Raw genomic sequence first — 19,784 nt, forward strand, 5'->3', positions numbered from 1 at the left:
CTACAGAAATTCAGGCAGCAATTGCAGCAACGTTCCTTGCGCTAACAGCTCGGTCGCGCACTCAATATCCGGGGCAAAAAAGCGATCCTGCGTGTAGTGGGCAACCTGCTCGCGCAGCGCTTGTCGCGCCTGCTCCAGCAACGGACTGGAGGTTAACCCTTCACGCAGGTCAATCCCCTGACACGCCGCCAGCCACTCCACGGCAATCACACCGCGCGTATTTGCTGCCATCTCCCACAGTCTGCGTCCCGCCGCCGGAGCCATAGAAACATGATCTTCCTGGTTGGCGGATGTCGGCAAGCTGTCCACGCTGTGCGGATGCGCCAGCGCTTTGTTCTCGCTCGCCAGCGCGGCGGCGGTTACCTGAGCAATCATAAAGCCGGAGTTAACCCCGCCATTTTTCACCAGGAACGGCGGCAACTGCGACATATGTTTGTCCATCATCAGCGCAATGCGCCGCTCTGACAAAGAGCCGATTTCCGCAATCGCCAGCGCCAGATTATCTGCCGCCATCGCCACCGGTTCAGCATGGAAATTCCCACCGGAGATCACATCGCCCTCTTCGGCAAACACCAGCGGGTTGTCGGAAACCGCGTTGGCTTCAACCAGCAGAACATCCATCACCTGGCGCATTTGTGTCAGACACGCCCCCATCACCTGTGGCTGACAGCGCAGAGAATACGGGTCCTGCACCTTTTCACAGTTATGATGCGACTGCGAAAGCGCGCTGGAGTCGGTCAACACATGACGGTACAGCGTTGCGGCATCAATCTGCCCACGCTGCCCTCGCGCGGCATGAATACGGGCGTCAAACGGACGACGGGAGCCCAGCACGGCTTCTGTGGTCAGCGCCCCGCACACCGTCGCAGACGCAAACAGTTCCTGAGCTTCAATTAACCCGCGCAGTGCAAAGGCGGTGGAAGCCTGAGTGCCGTTGAGCAGCGCCAGTCCCTCTTTCGCCTCCAGCGTGATCGGCTCCAGTCCGGCCTTTTTCAGCGCGTCGGTAGCCGGGAGCCATTCCCCCTGCCAGCGCGCTTTACCTTCGCCCAGTAGCGTCAACGACATATGTGCCAGCGGCGCCAGGTCGCCCGATGCGCCCACCGACCCTTTCGCCGGGATCAGTGGATATACCTCGGCATTCACCAGCGCAATCAGCGCTTCAATCACGCTCAAACGAATGCCGGAAAAACCGCGCGCCAGGCTGTTGATTTTCAGCACCATAATCAGGCGAACCATTGCGTCATCCAGCGCCTCGCCAACGCCTGCCGCATGGGAAAGCACCAGCGAACGCTGTAAATTCTGCAAATCTTCCGTGGCGATACGGGTCTGAGCCAACAGGCCAAAGCCGGTATTAATGCCATACGCCGTACGGCCTTCAGCGACAATATTATTGACGCAGGCGACGCTGGCGTTGATTGCATCAATCGCTCCGGCATCCAGGCTCAGTTTGACCGGCTGCTGCCAGATTTCACGTAGCTGGGTAAAACTCAGATGGCCCGGCGTGAGTGTCATGGTGTTCATATCAGTGTTTCTCCTGCGTCGCAGCAATCATTGGCAAATTCAGCCCTTCTTCAACGGCGCACTCCACCGCAATGTCATACCCGGCGTCGGCGTGGCGCATCACCCCGGTAGCCGGATCGTTATGTAATACCCGGGCGATGCGCGCCGCGGCTTCATCGGTACCATCGCAAACAATGACCATCCCGGCATGCTGAGAGAAGCCCATGCCAACCCCGCCGCCGTGGTGCAATGACACCCAGGTTGCTCCACTGGCGGTGTTAAGCAGCGCGTTCAACAGCGGCCAGTCGGATACGGCGTCTGAACCGTCGCGCATAGCTTCTGTTTCGCGGTTTGGGCTGGCAACAGAACCGGAGTCCAGATGATCACGGCCAATAACAATCGGCGCGGATACTTCACCGCAGCGCACCATTTCATTAAACGCCAGCCCCAGCTTTTGTCGCCACTCCAGGCCGACCCAGCAGATACGCGCTGGTAAGCCCTGGAAGTTAATCCGCTCACGCGCCATATCCAGCCAGTGATGAAGGTGCTTATCATCAGCCACGATCTCTTTCACTTTGGCATCTGTCTTATAAATATCCTGCGGATCGCCCGACAGCGCCACCCAACGGAATGGCCCTATGCCGCGACAGAACAGGGGGCGAATATAAGCAGGTACGAATCCCGGGAAATCAAAGGCATTTTCCACGCCCATCTCTTTGGCCATCTGGCGAATGTTGTTGCCGTAATCAAACGTCGGCACGCCCATTTTGCTAAACGCCAGCATCGCCTCAACGTGCGTTGCCATTGAACGTTTCGCCGCCTGCACCGTGCCCTGGGGATCGGACACCGCTTTTGCCTGATACTCTTCCCAACTCCAGCCGCACGGCAGATAACCATGCAGCGGATCGTGGGCGCTGGTCTGGTCGGTGACCATATCCGGGCGCACACCGCGCTTCACCAGTTCCGGCACAACGTCGGCGGCATTAGCACACAGCGCAATGGAGACGGCTTTACCCTCGCGGGTGTATTTGTCGATACGCGCCAGCGCATCGTCAAGCGATGTCGCCTGCTCGTCGACGTAACGGGTACGCAGACGGAAATCAATTCGGCTTTGCTGGCATTCAATGTTCAGCGAACACGCACCCGCAAGTGTAGCGGCTAGCGGTTGTGCTCCGCCCATGCCGCCCAGCCCGGCGGTCAGCACCCAGCGTCCGCTGAGGTTACCCTGATAATGCTGACGCCCGGCCTCAACGAAGGTTTCATAAGTCCCCTGCACGATGCCCTGGCTGCCGATGTAGATCCAGCTTCCGGCGGTCATTTGGCCGTACATCGCCAGCCCTTTGGCGTCCAGTTCGTTGAAGTGTTCCCAGGTAGCCCAATGTGGCACCAGGTTGGAGTTGGCAATCAGCACGCGCGGTGCGTTGTCGTGAGTTTTGAATACGCCTACCGGTTTACCAGACTGGACCAGCAGAGTTTCATCGGTCTCCAGTTTGGTCAGCGCATTGACGATGGCGTCATAACATTCCCAGTCCCGCGCGGCGCGGCCAATCCCACCGTATACCACCAGCTCATGCGGATTTTCCGCCACATCGGGATCCAGATTATTCATTAACATGCGCAGCGGCGCTTCGGTCAGCCAGCTTTTGGCCGTTAAGGTGGTGCCGCGTGGGGCACGAATATCCTGCTGACGATATTTGCTATGGGACATGACAGAAAACTCCTCGCGAACGTCGGATAGATAAGAAACATATACTTGTCTATACAAGTCATCGCAAGGGTGATTTTAACAATTAAGATACATTTTTATTATATTGCGTCAGCAATCACGGTTTTCATGTCCTGTATCAGGACATAAACCGTCCTTGCAGGCGATAGCGAGAACCCGGGAACAGCAAACGGGCATGAGAGACAATGGATGACGCAGACCAGGTTTTACGGCGGATCAGCAGGCAGGGATCGTGTTCTTTGATATTCAGCAGCGCGCACTCTTCAGCGCTGGCACGTACCGCTTCAACAATATGTTCACCTTCCGTCAGCGGGGCTATCAGTGACAGGTATGCGTGCGGCGTGGTCTGGCTGTAATCCTGCGCCAGATACTCCGGCACAATTTCGGCATTCACGCAGCGATCTTCAATCTGTACCGGCAGATCGTTCTCGTAGTGCACCATGACAGAGTGAAAAATGGAGGTGCCTTCTTTGACATTTAACACCAAAGCCTGCTGCGCGTTGGCCTGGGTTTTTTCCAGCGTCAGCACTTCGCACCGGTGCTGATGCTGACGGGCGTTGATTTCATCCGCGATGCTGCGGATTTCAAACAGCGCGGACTGGCCTTTGGGCTCGGCGACAAACGTCCCCACGCCCTGCAAACGCACCAGTAAACCTTCATCCGTTAACTCACGTAGCGCCCGGTTGATGGTCATGCGGCTGAAACCATACTGCGCCACCAGCTCTGCCTCAGAAGGAATGCGATCGTGAGGCTGCCAGATACCGCTGGCAATTTTTTCGCTGATCTCCTGTTTGACCTTTTCGTAAAAAGGAGCCGGAGCAGAACGGGATGGGAGCATGCGTGAGCCTTCCTTAAGCTGAAAATATGAGTGGGTAGAGTTTACAGGCATTACCCGAGCCTGATAAGCGCAACGCCATCAGGTATATCAGTGCCACCAGTGGGCGATTTGCCAGCCTAATCGCGCCGCCACGCGTGCTGCTCTGCCATCATCGTCAAAGCGTGGATTAAATTCAACCATATCCACCGCCAGGAGTTTACCGCTACGACACAGAGGCTCAATCAGTCTCAGCAGCGTCGCCAAGGGTACGCCAAGCGCGGCGGGGGCCGACACGCCGGGCATTTCCCACACCGGCAGCACGTCGAGGTCGATTGTCAGATAGATGACATCCAGATTGGCAATGAACTGCGCTAACTGCGCCTGCGCCGTATCGCAATGCAGATCCTCCACCACGGTAACACCGAGCCGCTGGGCCTCATCCCAAAGCGCCTGGGTGTTTGCCGCCCGACTGACTCCGATACAGGCATAGTGAAATTCACGCTGCTGTTCATCGCAAAGCTGCGCCAACTGGCGAAATGGCGTACCGGATGTAGCTTGTTCAGCTTTGCGCAAATCGAGATGCGCATCGAAGTTGACTATCCCCACTTTCGCCTGCGGGAACGCATCCAGTACGCCCGCTCCGTGCGCAAAGGCAGTTTCGTGTCCCCCGCCCAAAACAAAGGTACGCATGTTCTCGTGCTGACAGCGCTGTACCGCATTGCGTAACGCCTGCTGCGCGCCCTCAAGATCGGGAGCCTGCGCCACAATATTTCCCAGATCCACCAGTCGATTGTGCCCATCATGACTGGCTAAATTCGCCAACGCCTTTCGCAACACATCGGACGCTCCCGCGGCGCCCGTGCGCCCCTGATTGCGTTTAACGCCTTCGTCGCAGGCAAACCCGAGTAACGCTATCTGCTCGCGGTACATTTCTGGGCTAAACGTCTGGCTCAGGGTGATAGTCTGAAACAGGCGCAGCGCATTCGGCGATTCGGCGCGGTCATCACGTCCCTGCCACAGCGCAGGTGAGGCTGGTTGCCAGTTGGTCATGCTATTTGTCCTTTGAATACGCGTTGGTAGAGCGGATTGCGCCCGGGTTCATACAGGATCTCAACCGGGAGGGTTGCATCCCACACCACAAAATCGGCCACAAACCCGGCCTTCAATTGACCGTGGGTGGCATGACGCCCCAGTGCCCGGGCCGCATGACGGGTTACGCCCGCCCATGCTTCTTCCGGCGTTAGGCCAAACTGAACACAGGCCATATTCATCGCCCAGTGCAGGCTGATAAACGGACTGGTACCGGGGTTAAAATCTGTCGCTACCGCCATCGGTACCTGATATTGACGCAGCAACGCTACCGGTGGGCGCTGCTGCTCTTTGAGGAAATAGAATGCGCCGGGCAGCAGCACGCCGACCGTACCGCTTTGGCTCATCGCCGCCACGCCCGCTTCATCGAGGTATTCAATATGATCGGCGGATAGCCCTTGGTAGCGGCTTACCAACTGTGCGCCGCCAAGCAATGACAGTTGTTCGACATGGCCTTTAATCGGGACGCCCAGCGCCTGTGCAGCCTGAAACACCCGCTCGCTCTGCGCCAACGAAAAACCAACGCTTTCACAGAACAGATCGACGGTCTCAAACAGCCCTTGTTCCCACAATTGCGGCATAATGGTCTCACACACCAGCGTAATATAGCCGTCAGGATCATCCCGGTATTCCGCTGGAGTTGCATGCGCGGCCAACAGCGTCGGGCTGATTTCAACGATATTCTCTGCCGCCAGCGCTGCCACCACGCGCAATATTTTCTCTTCTGTCGGCAAATCCAGGCCGTAGCCGGATTTTATTTCCAGCAGCGTAACACCTTCTTTGATCAGCTGTTCCATCCGCTGATGGGCTACGTGTAAGAGTTGTTCATCCGTGGCGCTGCGGGTCGCCGATACGGTGGCATTGATCCCCCCACCCTGAGCGCTTATCTGCTGGTAGGAGACACCATTTAGCCGCTGCTCCCACTCACCTGCGCGGTTTCCGCCAAAGACCAGATGCGTATGGCAATCAATCAGGCCAGGCGTAATCAGCCTGCCCTGCATATCAAAAGTATTGTCATGCGTGAGATATAACGATGATTCCGGGACGATATCGCGAATCTTGCCCTGGCGGACGATCAGCGCGTGACCATCCAACAGCCCATATGGGGTACCACGTTCAGGGTCCATAGTCGCCAGACGAACATTGCGCCAGATAACATCATCAGGGAAGAATTGCTGCATTCGACTCACCACTTGTCATAGGTTGTATAGACATTTATTTTTGATTATAGGGATGTTGTCAACCTGAAGGACCGTAATTGTTATGTATTTGTGATATAAGGACTCTCCGCGCCGGGCTTTGTGGTGATAAAAACAACTTTTTACCTTTTAACCTTCCCGTTTCGCTCAACTTAGTATAAAAAAGCAGGCTTCAATGGATAACTTTTCAAAGCCCGGAGCAACCTGTGAACATATCATCAGTTTCCCGTCTGGCGCTGGCTATGGCTTTTGGCGTGACGCTGACCGCCTGTAGCTCTACGCCGCCCGATCAAATTCCTTCCGATCAGACCGCGCCAGGCACCTCTTCGCGCCCGATCCTGTCGGCCAATGAAGCGAAAAACTTCGTTGCTGCGCACTATTTTTCCGCACTGACGCCAAACACCGCGCCGTGGAGCCCTTCTTCTATTTCTCTGCCTGCACAGCCTGACTTCGTCGTTGGCCCGGCAGGGACTCAGGGCGTCACCCATACCAGCATTCAAGCCGCTGTTGATGCAGCAATCATCAAACGTACTAACAAACGTCAGTACATCGCGATTATGCCAGGCGAGTACCAGGGCACGGTATATATTCCGGCAGCAACAGGTAGCCTGACGCTGTACGGTATGGGCGAAAAACCGCTTGATGTGAAAATTGGCCAGGCCATTGACGGTGACATGAGCACCGCGGACTGGCGTCGTACGGTGAACCCAGCCGGTAAATACATGCCGGGTAAACCTGCGTGGTATATGTTTGATAATTGCCAGAACAAACGCGGCACGAATATTGGCGTGATGTGTTCTGCTGTCGTCTGGTCGCAAAATAACGGTCTGCAATTGCAGAACCTGACCATCGAAAACAACCTGGGTGACAGCGTTGATGCGGGTAACCACCCGGCCGTTGCACTGCGTACCGATGGCGATAAAGTGCAGATCAACAAGGTCAATATCCTGGGCCGCCAGAATACCTTCTTCGTGACCAATAGCGGCGTACAAAACCGTCTGGAAAACGATCGTCAACCGCGTACGCTGGTTACCAACAGCTACATTGAAGGCGATGTGGATATCGTTTCCGGCCGCGGTGCCGTAGTGTTCGATAACACCGATTTCCGCGTAGTGAACTCCCGTACCCAGCAGGAAGCCTATGTGTTCGCACCAGCTACCCTGTCAAACATCTACTACGGTTTCCTGGCGATTAATAGCCGCTTCACGGCAAGTGGCGATGGCGTGGCGCAGTTAGGCCGCTCGCTGGATGTCGATTCCAACACTAACGGTCAGGTCGTGATTCGTGACAGCGTGATTAACGAAGGCTTTAACATGGCAAAACCATGGGCTGACAGCGTTATCGCAAAACGCCCGTTTGCCGGTAATACCGGTGCGGAAGATGACAAAGGTGAAATCCAGCGTAACCTGAACGACACCAACTTCAACCGTATGTGGGAATACAACAACCGCGGTATCGGTAGCAAAGTGGTTGCTGAACCTAAGCAGTAAACGTCATTCTCTGATGTAAACCCGGCAGATTCATGCTCTGCCGGGCAATGTGCCGGATGGCGACGAAAATCGCCCTCTCCGGCATACAATTAGCGTTACACCAAACGCGACTTATTAAAATTAATCAAACTCCCTGCCTTAATAATTTCACGCTCTTCTGCGGTCAGGCTTTCCATATACACACTGATTTCACTCACCGCACCATCATCGTGAAGCACATACGCTTCGATTTCTATACTGCACTCATCTAACGCGCGGCGAATACCGGGAATATAGATATAGTCACCCACTTCAAATGAAGGTTGCTCTGCCATCTGGAGCGGTAGCATACCCCAGTTGATAACGTTGGAACGGTAACGCTTGGTGGCATATTCCTGGGCAATATTTGCCAGGCCACCAATCACTCGCTGACAGCTCGCCGCCTGCTCGCGCGCCGAGCCATCGCCAGGTTTGACGGCGTAAATCATGCTACCAATCTCAGTATCCAACGGTTGCACATTTTCCTGACCGGCAATCTGTTGGATGCGTTCGAAAACTGACGCCAGTTCGCTGACATCGCCCCCCTCCACGCGCCTTTTTTCCAGCTCCGACGTCGCTTTACTTCTTCCCACATACCCTGGATCTCGTCGAGACAGCGTAAATTCCGCCAGTCCTAGTGGATTAGAGCGATACGACGAGGTTTCACCGGACGGGATAAGCTCATCCGTTGTTGTCACATCATCAAGGATCTTCGAGGCCACTTTCAGCAGAATATTTTCCGTTAATGCGCCCAGTTCCGGCCAGTCTTTAATGTTCGGGCCGTAAATGAGCGGCTGCTGCGTAGCCCCTTTCACGAATCCCTGGTATACGCGACTCTTATAAGGTGCAGGATTAAACGCATAGTCTGGCACCGTATCCCAGCAGTCCAGATCCGTCGCAGCAGTGAGGAATCCTCCGTTGGCTGCCGTAGCAGCAATTGATCGCGCATCCATCAGCGCAACGGCTGACATTTGACCATTGCCCGGTTTCGACCCTTCACGGTTAGGGAAGTTGCGTGTGGTATGGCGGATGCTAAGACCATTGTTGATTGGCGTATCGCCCGCGCCAAAGCATGGACCGCAGAATGCGGTTCTGATGACAGCCCCCGCGCCCAGTAAATCTGTAACGACACCTTTCTGTGCTAAATCCATAAACACCGGTTGTGACGAGGGGTATACAGCAAGCGAGAAAGCATCATTACCGCAGGATTGACCACGTAATGCCTGCGCCGCAGCAATCACGTTTTCATAGTTGCCGCCCGAGCATCCAGCAATGATCCCCTGCTGTACTTTTAAGCGGCCATTTTCTACTTTATCCAACAACGAGAGGCTGGCTTTACCCTGCGCGATACGTGCAGATTCAACTTCAATCTCCCGGAGAATATCCGTCAGATTCTCATTGAGAGTATCAATCTCATAGACATTACTTGGATGGAATGGCAGCGCAATCATCGGCTTAATCGCACTCAAATCAACATAAATACAACCGTCGTACCAGGCCATCGGCTGCGGACTTAGCTGGCGATAGTCTTGCTCACGTCCATGTAATGCCAGCCAACTACGAGTTTCATCATCCGTTTGCCAGACGGAGCTCAAACAGGTGGTTTCAGTGGTCATCACATCAACGCTGTTGCGAAAATCCGTTGAGAGATGGCGAATGCCAGGGCCGACAAACTCCATGACCTTATTTTTGACGTAGCCATTTTTAAATACCGCGCCAATGATCGCTAACGCCACATCCTGTGGACCAACACCTGCTGGGGGTTTCCCGGTCAGATAAACGGCAACGACGTCAGGATAATCAATGTCCCAGGTGTCGTTTAGCAACTGCTTGACCAGCTCACCGCCCCCCTCTCCTACCGCCATCGTACCCAATGCGCCGTAACGTGTATGGCTGTCTGAGCCAAGGATCATTTTGCCGCCGCCCGCCATCATTTCACGCATGTATTGATGGATAACAGCAATATGTGGCGGCACAAAGATTCCGCCGTAACGCTGTGCCGCAGACAGACCAAACATATGATCGTCACCATTAATAGTTCCCCCTACTGCACATAATGAGTTATGGCAGTTAGTCAGAACATACGGCAGCGGAAAACGTTCCATGCCAGAGGCTTTTGCAGTCTGAATAATACCGACAAAGGTAATATCGTGTGAGGCTAATGAATCAAACTTAATTTTAAGCTTATTCATATCACCGGACGTATTATGCGCGGAGAGAATCGACCACGCTATAGTTCCTTTTTTCGCATCCTCTTTGCAGATATGCCCTGGCAAAGAATCCTCAGCTACAACTTCATTATTATCGGAGAGATAAACTCCTTTTTCATACAACGTAATCATTTGATACTCCGTAATCCCGTACTTATATTAGTGCGCAGTCAATTAATAATTTGAATCTGGCTTATGGTTTACAGCATGTTCCAGTTAATCAACATGCTCCACCACCACACGCCCAGGGTGATATGGACAATAAAGGTCAGTAAGGTCAGCATGCCCCCCACCAGCCACCACGATTTAATATCGTTATAGCCAACGCCAAAAATAACCGGACCCGCGGCACCGCCATAATGGGTGACCATTCCGCCATAGGAGTTAGAGAAGAGTAATGCCAGCGCGGTTAACATCAATGGTGCGCCGGAGACATTCGCCAGCATGGCAAATACCGGCATCATTGCCACAATATATGCACTGCCTGAGGCAAAGAAATATCGAACGATAATGCTCAGGAACAAAATAACGAAGAACGCCACATTGCCATGATTACCAAAGTCGAGATTGTTTTTGAACAGTTCAGCTAACCAGTCAAAGAATTTCACTTTCGATAATAGCGAACTTAATCCGATAATACCGCCATACCAGATTAAGGTATTCCAGCCGCCCTTATTTTTAACCACATCATCCCAGGTAACCACGCCTAACAAAAGCATCATGCCCATTACGACAATCGCTACCGTTGATTCATCAACGCTAAGGCTTTTACTGAAAATCCATCCCAATAACGCAAGGACGAAGATACCCAGCAGCATTTTTTCGCGCCCTTTCATTGGCCCTAAATCCTGAAGCCCGGCTTTAGCAATAGTTTTGTTATCAACCTTTTTAATTTCAGGTGGATACATAAAATAGATAACTAAAGGCGTTACCAACAGCATAACCAGTCCAGGCAAAGCTGCCGCGAGTGCCCATCCCCCCCAGCTCAGTTGTAAATGACAGATATCATTGATCATCTTCAACGCCAGAATGTTTCCTGCCATCGCAGTAAAAAACATATAGCTGGTCGTTTTGGTAACCATATAGACCGTCATCATCAGGTAGTGACCGACACGGCGCGGGCTCTTATCTGGCTCAGAGCCCAGCGCCACCGCCACGCTATTGATAATGGGCAATACAATTCCTCCCGCTCGCGCGGTATTTGACGGTGTTGCCGGAGCTAACACCAGATCAAGGAATACGGTCACATAGCCAAGTCCAAGCGTGGTGTTACCAATTTTACCGATCAGAATATAAGCAATGCGCTTACCCAGCCCCGTCGTCACAAAAGCAGCACTTAACGTAAATGCGGAGAAAACCAGCCATGTCGTACCGGAAGCATAACCGCTCAGTACGCTGCTGGTCTTCAGTACGCCATGGCCTAAATTTCCGACAACTACCATAGAGGCGGCAACGGCAATCAATAACACCACCGGTTCAGGAAACGGTTTAATCACCAGTCCGACAATGGCCGCAAGATAAATACCAAACAGCACCCACGCTAGTTCACTTAATCCCGCAGGGGCAGGAATCAAACCAATAATACAGGGGATCGCTAATATTAAAATTAGCTTCCATAATGATTTAACGTTCATTTATTAATCCTGAATAATCTATACAGGCAATACAGCATTTTTCGTTTTTCTGCCATCGCAGAGAAATGAGGCCAATGCTGTCAGGGAAGGAAAACATCACCAGCGAATATTTTTCTGGCGGTACGAATAACCGAAGCTCTGATAGTTTCAGGTTCATCCCCTTTATTGGTTAAATGAATATCAAGAGTGCCGCCAGGATGTTCGATAGTGATATTCCCGTAATGCGCACCCGCCGTTACCTGACGCGAAACAGTACCGTTAATGACGCAGCTACTGGCGATAGCTATCGCCCCGGTAATCGCCAGCGCTTTATGGCAAGAGTGCGGCATAAAATAACGAACATTAATTTCGCCGTCTTGTTGAGGTGCAGAGATGAGAATCGGTTTTGGGAGAACCTTATTGCTGACATCACCCAGCCCCATAGCTTCACCGGCCTGTAAACGAATAGACTCAATGCGCGACAATAATTCGTTGTCTGCATCCAGTTCTTCCGCTGATTCATAGCCCGTTTTCCCAAGGTATTCGGCAGGAATAATTACGACAGGTGTCGCCATATCCATACAGGTCACCGGAACTGAGTTGATATAATCGATGTGTTGGCCCGTCGGAAAAATATGCCCAGTTTTAGAACCTGCGGCATTAAGAAACGTCAACGCAATAGGGGCCGATGTTCCCGGGACGCCGTCAATTCGTGCCGTTCCTTCATACTCAACAACACCATGCGGCGTCTGTATATCAGCTTCGATAAACGTGTTGGTGTTCACATTGCGAATGCGTACGCGGGTGGTCGGCGTAGAAGCAGCAATCAACCCCTTTTCAATAGCATACGCACCAACGGCGGAAAGCATATTGCCACAGTTGGGTGTGGTATCGACCCGTTGCTCATGTACCAGTACCTGAGCAAATAAATAATCGATATCAGCGTTGGGGTCGTTTGAAAGACTAATAATCGCGACTTTACTGGTTAACGGATTGCCACCGCCAATGCCATCTATTTCCAACGCATTGCCAGAACCCATAATCCCAATCAATATTTCATCCCGCTGTTTTTCTTCTTCAGGTAAATCTTGTGCTAATAAAAATGCACCCCTGGAGGTTCCTCCACGCATCATAACGCAAGGTATTTTTTTCATAACAATGCTCTCAATATTATTTCCACTACATACATGGTTGCATGTCATGAATAGGGTGGCTAATGACTTTGTTTGTGTGATTAGTGATTTATTTTTATTAATTAAAATTTATGAATTGCGGATACACTGAACACTTTCATCTTAGACAGGGGCTTCCCTGATTGAGTCCGGAGTCAAAATGAAACACGAGTTATCGAGCATGAAGGCATTTGTTACGTTGGCAGAGTCCGATTCTTTTAACAATGCCGCCAAGTTACTCAATATTACGCAACCTGCATTAACGCGCAGGATTAAAAAAATGGAAGAGTATTTACACACCCAGCTATTTGAAAGAACAACTCGCAAAGTCACATTAACAAAAGCGGGGGCAATGCTTTTACCTGAAGCCAGAGAATTAATTAGAGCGTTGGATGAGACCATTTTTAACATCAGTGAAATGAATGTTCATCATCACGGCATAGTGACATTAGCCTGTATTCCTACCGCGGTTTTCTATTTCTTGCCGTTGGCAATTGGAAAATTTAATGAACGATATCCCAATATCAAAGTGCGAATTATTGAACAAGGTACGAATAATTGTATGGAATCCGTACTTTGTAATGAGGCAGATTTTGGAATAAACATGAACAACATCACAAATTCCTCTATCGAGTTCACTCCACTGGTTAATGAACCATTTGTTCTGGCTTGTCGACGCGATCATCCGCTCGCTAGTAAGCAGTTGGTTGAGTGGCAAGAATTGCTGAATTACAAACTGATAGGCGTTCGTTCCTCAAGCGGTAACCGATTATTGATTGAACAACATTTGTCCGATAAACCGTGGAAGTTGAACTGGTTTTACGAGGTTCGTCATCTGTCCACTTCGCTGGGTCTGGTTGAAGCTGGACTAGGTGTTTCCGCATTACCAGGGTTAGCAATGCCGCAAACGCCGCATCCAACGCTGATAGGGATCCTACTGGTTGAGCCTGTGATTAGACGCACGCTGGGAGTTATTCGGCGTAAAGACGCTATCCTCTCCCCTCCCGCTGAACGTTTCTTCTCTCTTCTACTTAATTTATGGGCAGATGATACAGATAGCCTTTGGACATCTGTGGCTAAGTGTCAGGAAAACATGTCGTTTGCTAAATAAGCAAAAAAAATCCGCAATCTTCACAAGATTGCGGATCGTTTATAACGCCTGGCGTTTTAGTAAGCGTTAACCACCACCCACATCGGGCCTTGTCCTACCGCGTAACGACCTTTCTCCGTCAACAGTCCTTGTTCGCCAGCAATCTCGTATACCGCGATATGGTGCGATTTTTGCCCGGCTGCAATCAGGTATTTACCTCTGTTATCGATATTAAAACCGCGTGGCTGAGTTTCGGTAGGTTGGAAACCTTCTTTGGTCAACACGCTGCCATCTTCAGAGACGCTAAAGACCGTAATCAGGCTGGCGGTGCGATCACAGGCATACAGATGACGACCATCCGGTGTGATGTGAATATCTGCTGCCCAACGGGTATCCGCGAAATCAGCAGGCATCATATCCAGCGTCTGCACACACTCAATCTTGCCGTACGGATCTTTCAGCTCCCAGACATCAACAGAGCTATTCAGCTCGTTCACGCAGTAGGCATATTGCTTATTCGGATGGAACGCCATATGACGCGGGCCCGCGCCTTCAACGGTAGTCACTTCAGCCGGTTCCTGCGCAACCAGATGGCCATCATCGCTAACGTCAAACAGGCAGATACGATCCTGTTTCAACGCCGGAACCCAAAGGGTACGGTTATCCGGAGAGATGTTGGCTGAGTGGCAACCATCCAGACCTTCTACCACGTCAACCAGTTCCACCGGCAGGCCATCTTCCAGACGCGTGACACTCACGCTACCCGCGTTATAAGAGCCAACGAACACGAAACGTCCCTGATGATCGGTAGAAATATGCGTCGGGCTACCCGGCAGCGCTGACTCTGCCGCGAAGGTCAGCGCTCCGTCATCAGGCGCAATACGATAAGCCAACACGCGAAACTCCGGGCGCACACCAACATAGAGGTAACGCTTATCCGGGCTGACGACCATCGGCTGTACCTGACCCGGTACATCAACCACCTGCGTCAGCGTCAGAGAACCATCGTGATTCAGGCTCCAGACGTGGATTTGCTGACTTTCAGGGCTGGCGGTATAAACGGTTTGCTTCATGAATACTCCTTTGCTTTTTGGCAGGTGGCTGCAATTGCCTGACACACGCCTAAGGTAGACGCTTTTAACGGTGAATGCTTAATTAAGGCTCAGAATTTTGTCCGGCTCCCGTCTCGGTGTACCATTCCAGCAGACAAAATTCTCAACCTTAATCTGGAAAAAACTATGACCGCACGCGTGATTGCCCTGGATTTAGACGGTACCCTGTTGACCCCGAAAAAAACCTTGCTGCCATCCTCTCTCGAAGCGCTCTCGCGCGCCAGAGAAGCAGGCTACCAACTTATCATTGTCACAGGTCGCCATCACGTTGCTATTCATCCTTTTTATCAGGCACTGGCGCTGGATACACCTGCAATTTGCTGTAACGGTACCTACTTGTATGATTATCAGGCAAAAAAGGTACTGGAATCCGATCCCCTCCCGGTAGACCAGGCATTACAGCTGATCGAAATGCTGGATGAACATCAGATCCACGGGCTGATGTATGTGGATGAGGCCATGCTGTATGAGCGCCCAACCGGGCATGTGGTGCGTACCGCTAACTGGGCGCAAACTCTGCCGCCGGAACAGCGCCCGACCTTCACCCAGGTTCCTTCGCTGGCGCAGGCCGCACATGACGTCAACGCCGTCTGGAAATTTGCTCTGACCGACGAAGATATTCCGAAACTGCAGCAGTTTGGCCAGTACGTTGAGCAACAGCTGGGACTGGAGTGTGAATGGTCCTGGCACGATCAGGTCGACATTGCCCGTAAAGGCAACAGCAAAGGACGACGCCTTACCCAGTGGATTGAAGCACAGGGCGGGTCAATGGAAAACGTGATTGCCTTTGGCGATAACTTTAACGACATCAGCATGCTGGAAGCCGCAGGTACCGGCGTGGCGATGGGCAACGCGGATGACGCGGTCAAAGCCCGCGCCAACATCGTGATTGGCGACAACACCACAGACAGCATCGCGAAATTTATCTACTCCCACCTGCTGTAATCAGGCGGTAATCGATACGCTCTTAATTTGCGCGTACAGCCACAGGCCAGGTTTGATACCCAGTTCATCCCTGGCCCATGGGCTGATCCTTGCCCACAGCGTCTTACCGCCCACCTCAAGCTGAACTTCCACCTGACCGTTATCGTCATAACATTGCGCGACTTTTGCCCGGAGAACGTTACGAATACTGGTCTGCTGGGGGGGTTGGAGCACCAGTGAAACATCAGAGGCCTGAATACGAATACGCAGCGCGGTTTGCAGCGGTTGCTCCAGCTTATTGACCCACAGATGCTGATCGCCGAGCGCCAGCGCGGTCATCGCATAGTGTGGATGATGTTCCAGCACGCTGACTTTCAGAATACTGCTTTGCTGTTCCTTAGGCAGCCAGGGGTGCATCACGCTGCTGCCCCAGACATCTTCCAGCGAACCAAACGCTTTGACCTGCCCGTTCTCCAGCACCATCACTTTATCCGCCAGGTGCAAAATCTCATCAAGCGAGTGGCTGACGTACAGCATCGGAATATTAATTTCACGTGCAAGGCGTTGCAGGTAAGGCAGCAGTTCGCGTTTACGCGGTATATCCAGCGAGGCTAACGGCTCATCAAGCAGCAATAACTCAGGCGCGGTCAGCAGCGCCCGACCGATGGCAACACGCTGCTTTTCACCGCCAGAAAGACCGCCAGGCAGACGGTCAAGCAGCGGTTCAATGCCCAACAGCGCCACCAGCTTATCAAATTGTCCGGCCATGCTTTTCGCCATTCCGTAACGCAGGTTGCCGCGCACTTTATAGTGCGGGAACAGGCGCGCATCCTGGAAAACATAGCCCACCCGGCGTTTTTCCGGCGTTAAACAGATACCGTTCTCGACGTCGTTTAAGACCCGACCGTTGAGCACGATGCGTCCGGACTGCGGCTGCGTCAGGCCGCTGATGGCGTTAATCAGTGAGGTTTTGCCCGCGCCGGAAACGCCAAAAATAGCGGTGATGCCGCTGGCTGGCAGCGTTTCGTTGAGCGTCAGGCAATGCGTCCCCAGCGTCTGGGAGAAATTGAGTTCCAGCATAATTATCGCCCCGTCCGCTCACGGCTAATACGCGCCAGCCATTCAGAAATCAGCAGCGAAATCAGCGCTAAAACAATAGAAATGATACACAACCTCGCCGCCGCGCTTTCGCCGCCGGGAGTCTGGATCAGGGTATACATCGCCGAAGGAATGGTGCGGGTTTCACCAGGAATGTTGGAAACAAAAGTAATGGTTGCGCCGAATTCCCCGAGGGAACGCGCGAACGCCAGCACCGTACCGACAATAATGCCGGGCAGCATCAGCGGTAGCGTAATGGTCATGAATACACGCCAGCGTCCGGCTCCCAGCGTGCGGGCCGCCTGCTCCAGCTTGACGTCGACACCTTCCAGCGCCAGACGAATTGCCCGTACCATCAGAGGAAAAGACATCACCGCCGCAGCCAGTACCGCACCGCGCCAGCTAAAGGCAAAGGTAATGCCAAACCAGTCGTACAACCATTCGCCAATGAATCCGCGCCGCCCCATGGCGACCAACAGCAGATAGCCCACCACGACCGGCGGCAGAACCAGCGGCAAATGCAGAACGCTGTCGAGCAGCGCTTTGCCCGGGAACTTGCATCGCACAAGCAGCCAGGCAAAGAAGATCCCAAACGGCAAACTAAACAACACAGCCAGGGAAGAAACTTTCAGGCTCAGGATGACGGCCTGCCATTCAGGATCGGTCAGTATCATTACTTGGTCGTAAATCCATAACGTTTAAAGATTTCAGCAGCCTGCGGTCCTTTCAGGTAATCATAGAACGCGCTAACCGTTGCGTTTTTGTGCCCATCAACAATCGCGATAGGGTATTCCACTTTTTTGTGCGAATCTTCCGGGAAAGTCGCAACAACTTTTACGCCCTTACTGGCGACAGCATCGGAACCATAGACGATCCCCAGCGGCGCTTCGTTACGCTCTACCAGCGCCAGCGCACCGCGCACGTCTTCAGCAGGAGCCAGTTTCGGGGCCAGGGTATCCCATGCACCCAATTTTTGCAGCGCTTCTTTGGCATAAATGCCCGCCGGAACATGTTCTGGATCGCCAACAGCCAGGCGTCCACCATTCAACAGACTGGTCCAGTTGGTTTTGCTGTCAATGGTGAAGTCTTTCTGCGCGCTGGCTTTCGGCGCAACCACCACCAGACTGTTACCCAACAGCGTTTCACGCGATGCGGTATCAATCGACTTCTTGTCTACCGCGTAGTCCATCCATTTCTGATCGGCAGAAATAAACAGATCGGCCGGTGCGCCTGCTTCAATCTGACGCGCCAGCGTGGAAGAAGAAGCAAAAGAGGAGACAACATCAACGTTCTTCTCTTTTTTATATTGCGTTGCAATGTCCTGCATCGCGTTGGTCAGCGAAGCCGCTGCAAAAACGGTAATCTTTCCTTCATCCGCCAGCGCATGCCCGGCAACGGTAAGAGAAAGTGTTGCCCCTGCAAACAAGCGTAACCATGTACGTGCCATCTGTAACTCCTTTGCGTTTCGTTATGTAGGCGCAAATATAACGAGTAAACCAGGATTTTCCCAGTGGTTATTGATACCAATTAGAGGTTACACAAAGAAAATATCGGCAGGGAAAGCAAGATCTTGAGAAAACGAGTTGGCAGGCAAAAAATATAAACGCCCGACTGAGCGGGCGTTTGGGGAATCAATGATTCTGTCTGGACTGGTCTTTCTGACCGATAGAGGAGAAGATGTTGAACACTTCACCCAGTCCGTAAATCAGCCCCAGGATGACAGCCATCACCACAGGAACCATAATTACGGCGAATACCAGACTTTTCAATAACTCTAACATGGTCAACTCCAGATATAGTCCTTAGTTGTATTCTAACCACATAACACAGAAAAACACTCCCCTTTTGTGCGGTTGGCTTTGCGCGCGCGCGGTTTTCCGTCACAATACCCCTTTTGCCAGGAGCTTGTGATGCAGGCCGAAATCCTTCTTACGCTGAAACTTCAGCAAAAACTGTTTGCCGATCCCCGTCGCATTTCTCTGCTTAAGCACATTGCGCTTTCCGGCTCCATCAGTCAGGGCGCGAAGGATGCAGGTATCAGCTATAAAAGCGCCTGGGATGCGATTAACGAAATGAACCAGCTCAGCGAGCAAACGCTGGTTGAGCGCGCCACTGGCGGCAAAGGCGGCGGCGGCGCGGTATTAACGCGCTACGGCCAACGCTTAATCCAGCTGTATGATTTATTAGCGCAAATCCAACAGAAAGCCTTCGATGTTTTGAGCGATGACGACGCACTGCCGCTCAATAGCCTGCTGGCGGCGATCTCTCGCTTTTCGCTGCAAACCAGCGCCCGTAACCAGTGGTTTGGCACCATTACCGCCCGCGACCACGATCAGGTTCAACAGCATGTCGACGTGCTACTGGCGGATGGCGAAACGCGCCTGAAAGTGGCAATCACTGCACAAAGCGGCGAGCGTCTCGGGCTTGAGGAAGGCAAAGAAGTACTGATTCTGTTGAAAGCGCCTTGGGTAGGAATCACTCAGGACGACGCCATCGCTCAGGCCGCCGATAACCAGTTGCAGGGCACGATTAGCCATATCGAACGCGGAGCGGAGCAGTGTGAAGTGTTGATGACCTTGCCAGACGGCCAGACGCTGTGCGCGACTTTGCCGATAGAGCAGACCCACACATTAACGGAAGGCGCTAACGTCACAGCATATTTTAATGCGGACAGGGTGATTATCGCCACACTGTGCTGAGTTAATTGACATCAGCCTGAAGAACAC

At 52.5% G+C, this 19,784-nt stretch carries 17 protein-coding genes; 4 read left to right on the forward strand and 13 right to left on the reverse strand.

Going from position 1 to position 19,784, the window contains the following annotated elements; genetic code table 11:
- The 5 genes from hutH to hutI form a co-directional block, all read right to left on the reverse strand.
- A complete protein-coding gene (hutH, locus tag OGY04_RS11305; RefSeq protein ID WP_032942757.1) occupies window positions 1–1,521 on the reverse strand; it encodes a histidine ammonia-lyase in 1,521 nt (506 codons plus the stop codon).
- Between the two features lies 1 nt (window position 1,522).
- Entirely contained in the window at window positions 1,523–3,208 is a 1,686-nt protein-coding gene (gene hutU, locus OGY04_RS11310; protein ID WP_174770541.1) for a urocanate hydratase, read from the reverse strand.
- Between the two features lie 136 nt (window positions 3,209–3,344).
- Window positions 3,345–4,064 carry a histidine utilization repressor gene (locus OGY04_RS11315; protein WP_003831502.1) on the reverse strand — a complete coding sequence of 240 codons (720 nt, stop codon included), beginning with the start codon at window positions 4,062–4,064 and terminating at the stop codon, window positions 3,345–3,347.
- A gap of 87 nt (window positions 4,065–4,151) precedes the next feature.
- Window positions 4,152–5,093 (reverse strand): formimidoylglutamase, encoded by a 942-nt coding sequence (hutG, locus tag OGY04_RS11320; protein WP_218659435.1) that lies wholly within the window; start codon window positions 5,091–5,093, stop codon window positions 4,152–4,154.
- Complete coding sequence (hutI, locus tag OGY04_RS11325; RefSeq protein ID WP_198801912.1) at window positions 5,090–6,313, reverse strand: imidazolonepropionase; 1,224 nt, start codon at window positions 6,311–6,313, stop codon at window positions 5,090–5,092. Before hutI ends, hutG begins: the two co-directional genes overlap by 4 nt.
- Window positions 6,314–6,537: 224 nt before the next feature.
- On the opposite strand from hutI, the gene OGY04_RS11330 reads away from it, so the two are divergent.
- Entirely contained in the window at window positions 6,538–7,821 is a 1,284-nt protein-coding gene (locus OGY04_RS11330) for a putative acyl-CoA thioester hydrolase (RefSeq protein ID WP_128611652.1), read from the forward strand.
- Between the two features lie 95 nt (window positions 7,822–7,916).
- On the opposite strand, the gene OGY04_RS11335 is transcribed toward OGY04_RS11330, so the two are convergent.
- The 3 genes from OGY04_RS11335 to OGY04_RS11345 form a co-directional block, all read right to left on the reverse strand.
- Window positions 7,917–10,181, reverse strand: a complete 2,265-nt coding sequence (locus OGY04_RS11335) for a hydratase (protein WP_286585307.1) — start codon at window positions 10,179–10,181, stop codon at window positions 7,917–7,919.
- A gap of 68 nt (window positions 10,182–10,249) precedes the next feature.
- Window positions 10,250–11,683, reverse strand: a complete 1,434-nt coding sequence (locus tag OGY04_RS11340) for an anion permease (protein WP_048214643.1) — start codon at window positions 11,681–11,683, stop codon at window positions 10,250–10,252.
- Between the two features lie 80 nt (window positions 11,684–11,763).
- Complete coding sequence (locus tag OGY04_RS11345) at window positions 11,764–12,816, reverse strand: 4-oxalomesaconate tautomerase (protein ID WP_286585308.1); 1,053 nt, start codon at window positions 12,814–12,816, stop codon at window positions 11,764–11,766.
- A gap of 178 nt (window positions 12,817–12,994) precedes the next feature.
- Between OGY04_RS11345 and OGY04_RS11350 the strand changes: the two genes are divergently transcribed.
- On the forward strand, window positions 12,995–13,945 hold the full coding sequence (locus OGY04_RS11350; RefSeq protein WP_286585309.1) for a LysR family transcriptional regulator: 951 nt from the start codon (window positions 12,995–12,997) through the stop codon (window positions 13,943–13,945).
- A gap of 56 nt (window positions 13,946–14,001) precedes the next feature.
- Here the strand turns inward: OGY04_RS11350 and pgl are convergent, their stop codons facing one another.
- Window positions 14,002–14,997 (reverse strand): 6-phosphogluconolactonase, encoded by a 996-nt coding sequence (gene pgl / locus OGY04_RS11355; RefSeq protein WP_020996535.1) that lies wholly within the window; start codon window positions 14,995–14,997, stop codon window positions 14,002–14,004.
- 165 nt (window positions 14,998–15,162) lie between these two features.
- Between pgl and OGY04_RS11360 the strand changes: the two genes are divergently transcribed.
- Complete coding sequence (locus tag OGY04_RS11360) at window positions 15,163–15,981, forward strand: pyridoxal phosphatase (protein WP_003831476.1); 819 nt, start codon at window positions 15,163–15,165, stop codon at window positions 15,979–15,981.
- Here the strand turns inward: OGY04_RS11360 and modC are convergent, their stop codons facing one another.
- From modC to OGY04_RS11380, 4 genes are all read right to left on the reverse strand, one after another.
- Window positions 15,982–17,040: a molybdenum ABC transporter ATP-binding protein ModC gene (modC, locus tag OGY04_RS11365; RefSeq protein WP_003831474.1), complete on the reverse strand. Its 1,059-nt coding sequence runs from the start codon at window positions 17,038–17,040 to the stop codon at window positions 15,982–15,984.
- A 2-nt stretch (window positions 17,041–17,042) separates the two neighbouring features.
- On the reverse strand, window positions 17,043–17,732 hold the full coding sequence (gene modB, locus OGY04_RS11370) for a molybdate ABC transporter permease subunit (RefSeq protein ID WP_008784169.1): 690 nt from the start codon (window positions 17,730–17,732) through the stop codon (window positions 17,043–17,045).
- Window positions 17,732–18,505 (reverse strand): molybdate ABC transporter substrate-binding protein, encoded by a 774-nt coding sequence (gene modA / locus OGY04_RS11375; protein WP_003831470.1) that lies wholly within the window; start codon window positions 18,503–18,505, stop codon window positions 17,732–17,734. The genes modB and modA overlap by 1 nt, the downstream gene beginning before the upstream one ends.
- Before the next feature lie 184 nt (window positions 18,506–18,689).
- A complete protein-coding gene (locus OGY04_RS11380) occupies window positions 18,690–18,839 on the reverse strand; it encodes an AcrZ family multidrug efflux pump-associated protein (RefSeq protein ID WP_020996536.1) in 150 nt (49 codons plus the stop codon).
- A gap of 129 nt (window positions 18,840–18,968) precedes the next feature.
- Here OGY04_RS11380 and modE point away from each other — a divergent pair, with 129 nt between their 5' ends.
- The gene (gene modE, locus OGY04_RS11385; RefSeq protein ID WP_003831465.1) at window positions 18,969–19,757 is read left to right on the forward strand and encodes a molybdenum-dependent transcriptional regulator; all 789 of its coding nucleotides are present in this window, start codon (window positions 18,969–18,971) and stop codon (window positions 19,755–19,757) included.
- Window positions 19,758–19,784: the final 27 nt, after the last annotated feature.

The organism is Citrobacter sp. Cpo091 (assembly GCF_030332645.1).
GTDB classification, from domain to species: domain Bacteria; phylum Pseudomonadota; class Gammaproteobacteria; order Enterobacterales; family Enterobacteriaceae; genus Citrobacter; species Citrobacter portucalensis.

Excerpts from the sequence above, each read along its gene's own strand:
- OGY04_RS11350 (WP_286585309.1), top strand. The coding sequence starts at position 12,995 with ATGAAACACGAGTTATCGAGCATGAAGGCATTTGTTACGTTGGCAGAG.
- modA (WP_003831470.1), bottom strand. The coding sequence starts at position 18,505 with ATGGCACGTACATGGTTACGCTTGTTTGCAGGGGCAACACTTTCTCTT.
- OGY04_RS11340 (WP_048214643.1), bottom strand. The coding sequence starts at position 11,683 with ATGAACGTTAAATCATTATGGAAGCTAATTTTAATATTAGCGATCCCC.
- hutG (WP_218659435.1), bottom strand. The coding sequence starts at position 5,093 with ATGACCAACTGGCAACCAGCCTCACCTGCGCTGTGGCAGGGACGTGAT.
- OGY04_RS11345 (WP_286585308.1), bottom strand. The coding sequence starts at position 12,816 with ATGAAAAAAATACCTTGCGTTATGATGCGTGGAGGAACCTCCAGGGGT.
- OGY04_RS11380 (WP_020996536.1), bottom strand. The coding sequence starts at position 18,839 with ATGTTAGAGTTATTGAAAAGTCTGGTATTCGCCGTAATTATGGTTCCT.
- pgl (WP_020996535.1), bottom strand. The coding sequence starts at position 14,997 with ATGAAGCAAACCGTTTATACCGCCAGCCCTGAAAGTCAGCAAATCCAC.
- hutI (WP_198801912.1), bottom strand. The coding sequence starts at position 6,313 with ATGCAGCAATTCTTCCCTGATGATGTTATCTGGCGCAATGTTCGTCTG.
- modE (WP_003831465.1), top strand. The coding sequence starts at position 18,969 with ATGCAGGCCGAAATCCTTCTTACGCTGAAACTTCAGCAAAAACTGTTT.
- OGY04_RS11335 (WP_286585307.1), bottom strand. The coding sequence starts at position 10,181 with ATGATTACGTTGTATGAAAAAGGAGTTTATCTCTCCGATAATAATGAA.
- hutU (WP_174770541.1), bottom strand. The coding sequence starts at position 3,208 with ATGTCCCATAGCAAATATCGTCAGCAGGATATTCGTGCCCCACGCGGC.
- modC (WP_003831474.1), bottom strand. The coding sequence starts at position 17,040 with ATGCTGGAACTCAATTTCTCCCAGACGCTGGGGACGCATTGCCTGACG.
- modB (WP_008784169.1), bottom strand. The coding sequence starts at position 17,732 with ATGATACTGACCGATCCTGAATGGCAGGCCGTCATCCTGAGCCTGAAA.
- hutH (WP_032942757.1), bottom strand. The coding sequence starts at position 1,521 with ATGAACACCATGACACTCACGCCGGGCCATCTGAGTTTTACCCAGCTA.
- OGY04_RS11315 (WP_003831502.1), bottom strand. The coding sequence starts at position 4,064 with ATGCTCCCATCCCGTTCTGCTCCGGCTCCTTTTTACGAAAAGGTCAAA.
- OGY04_RS11360 (WP_003831476.1), top strand. The coding sequence starts at position 15,163 with ATGACCGCACGCGTGATTGCCCTGGATTTAGACGGTACCCTGTTGACC.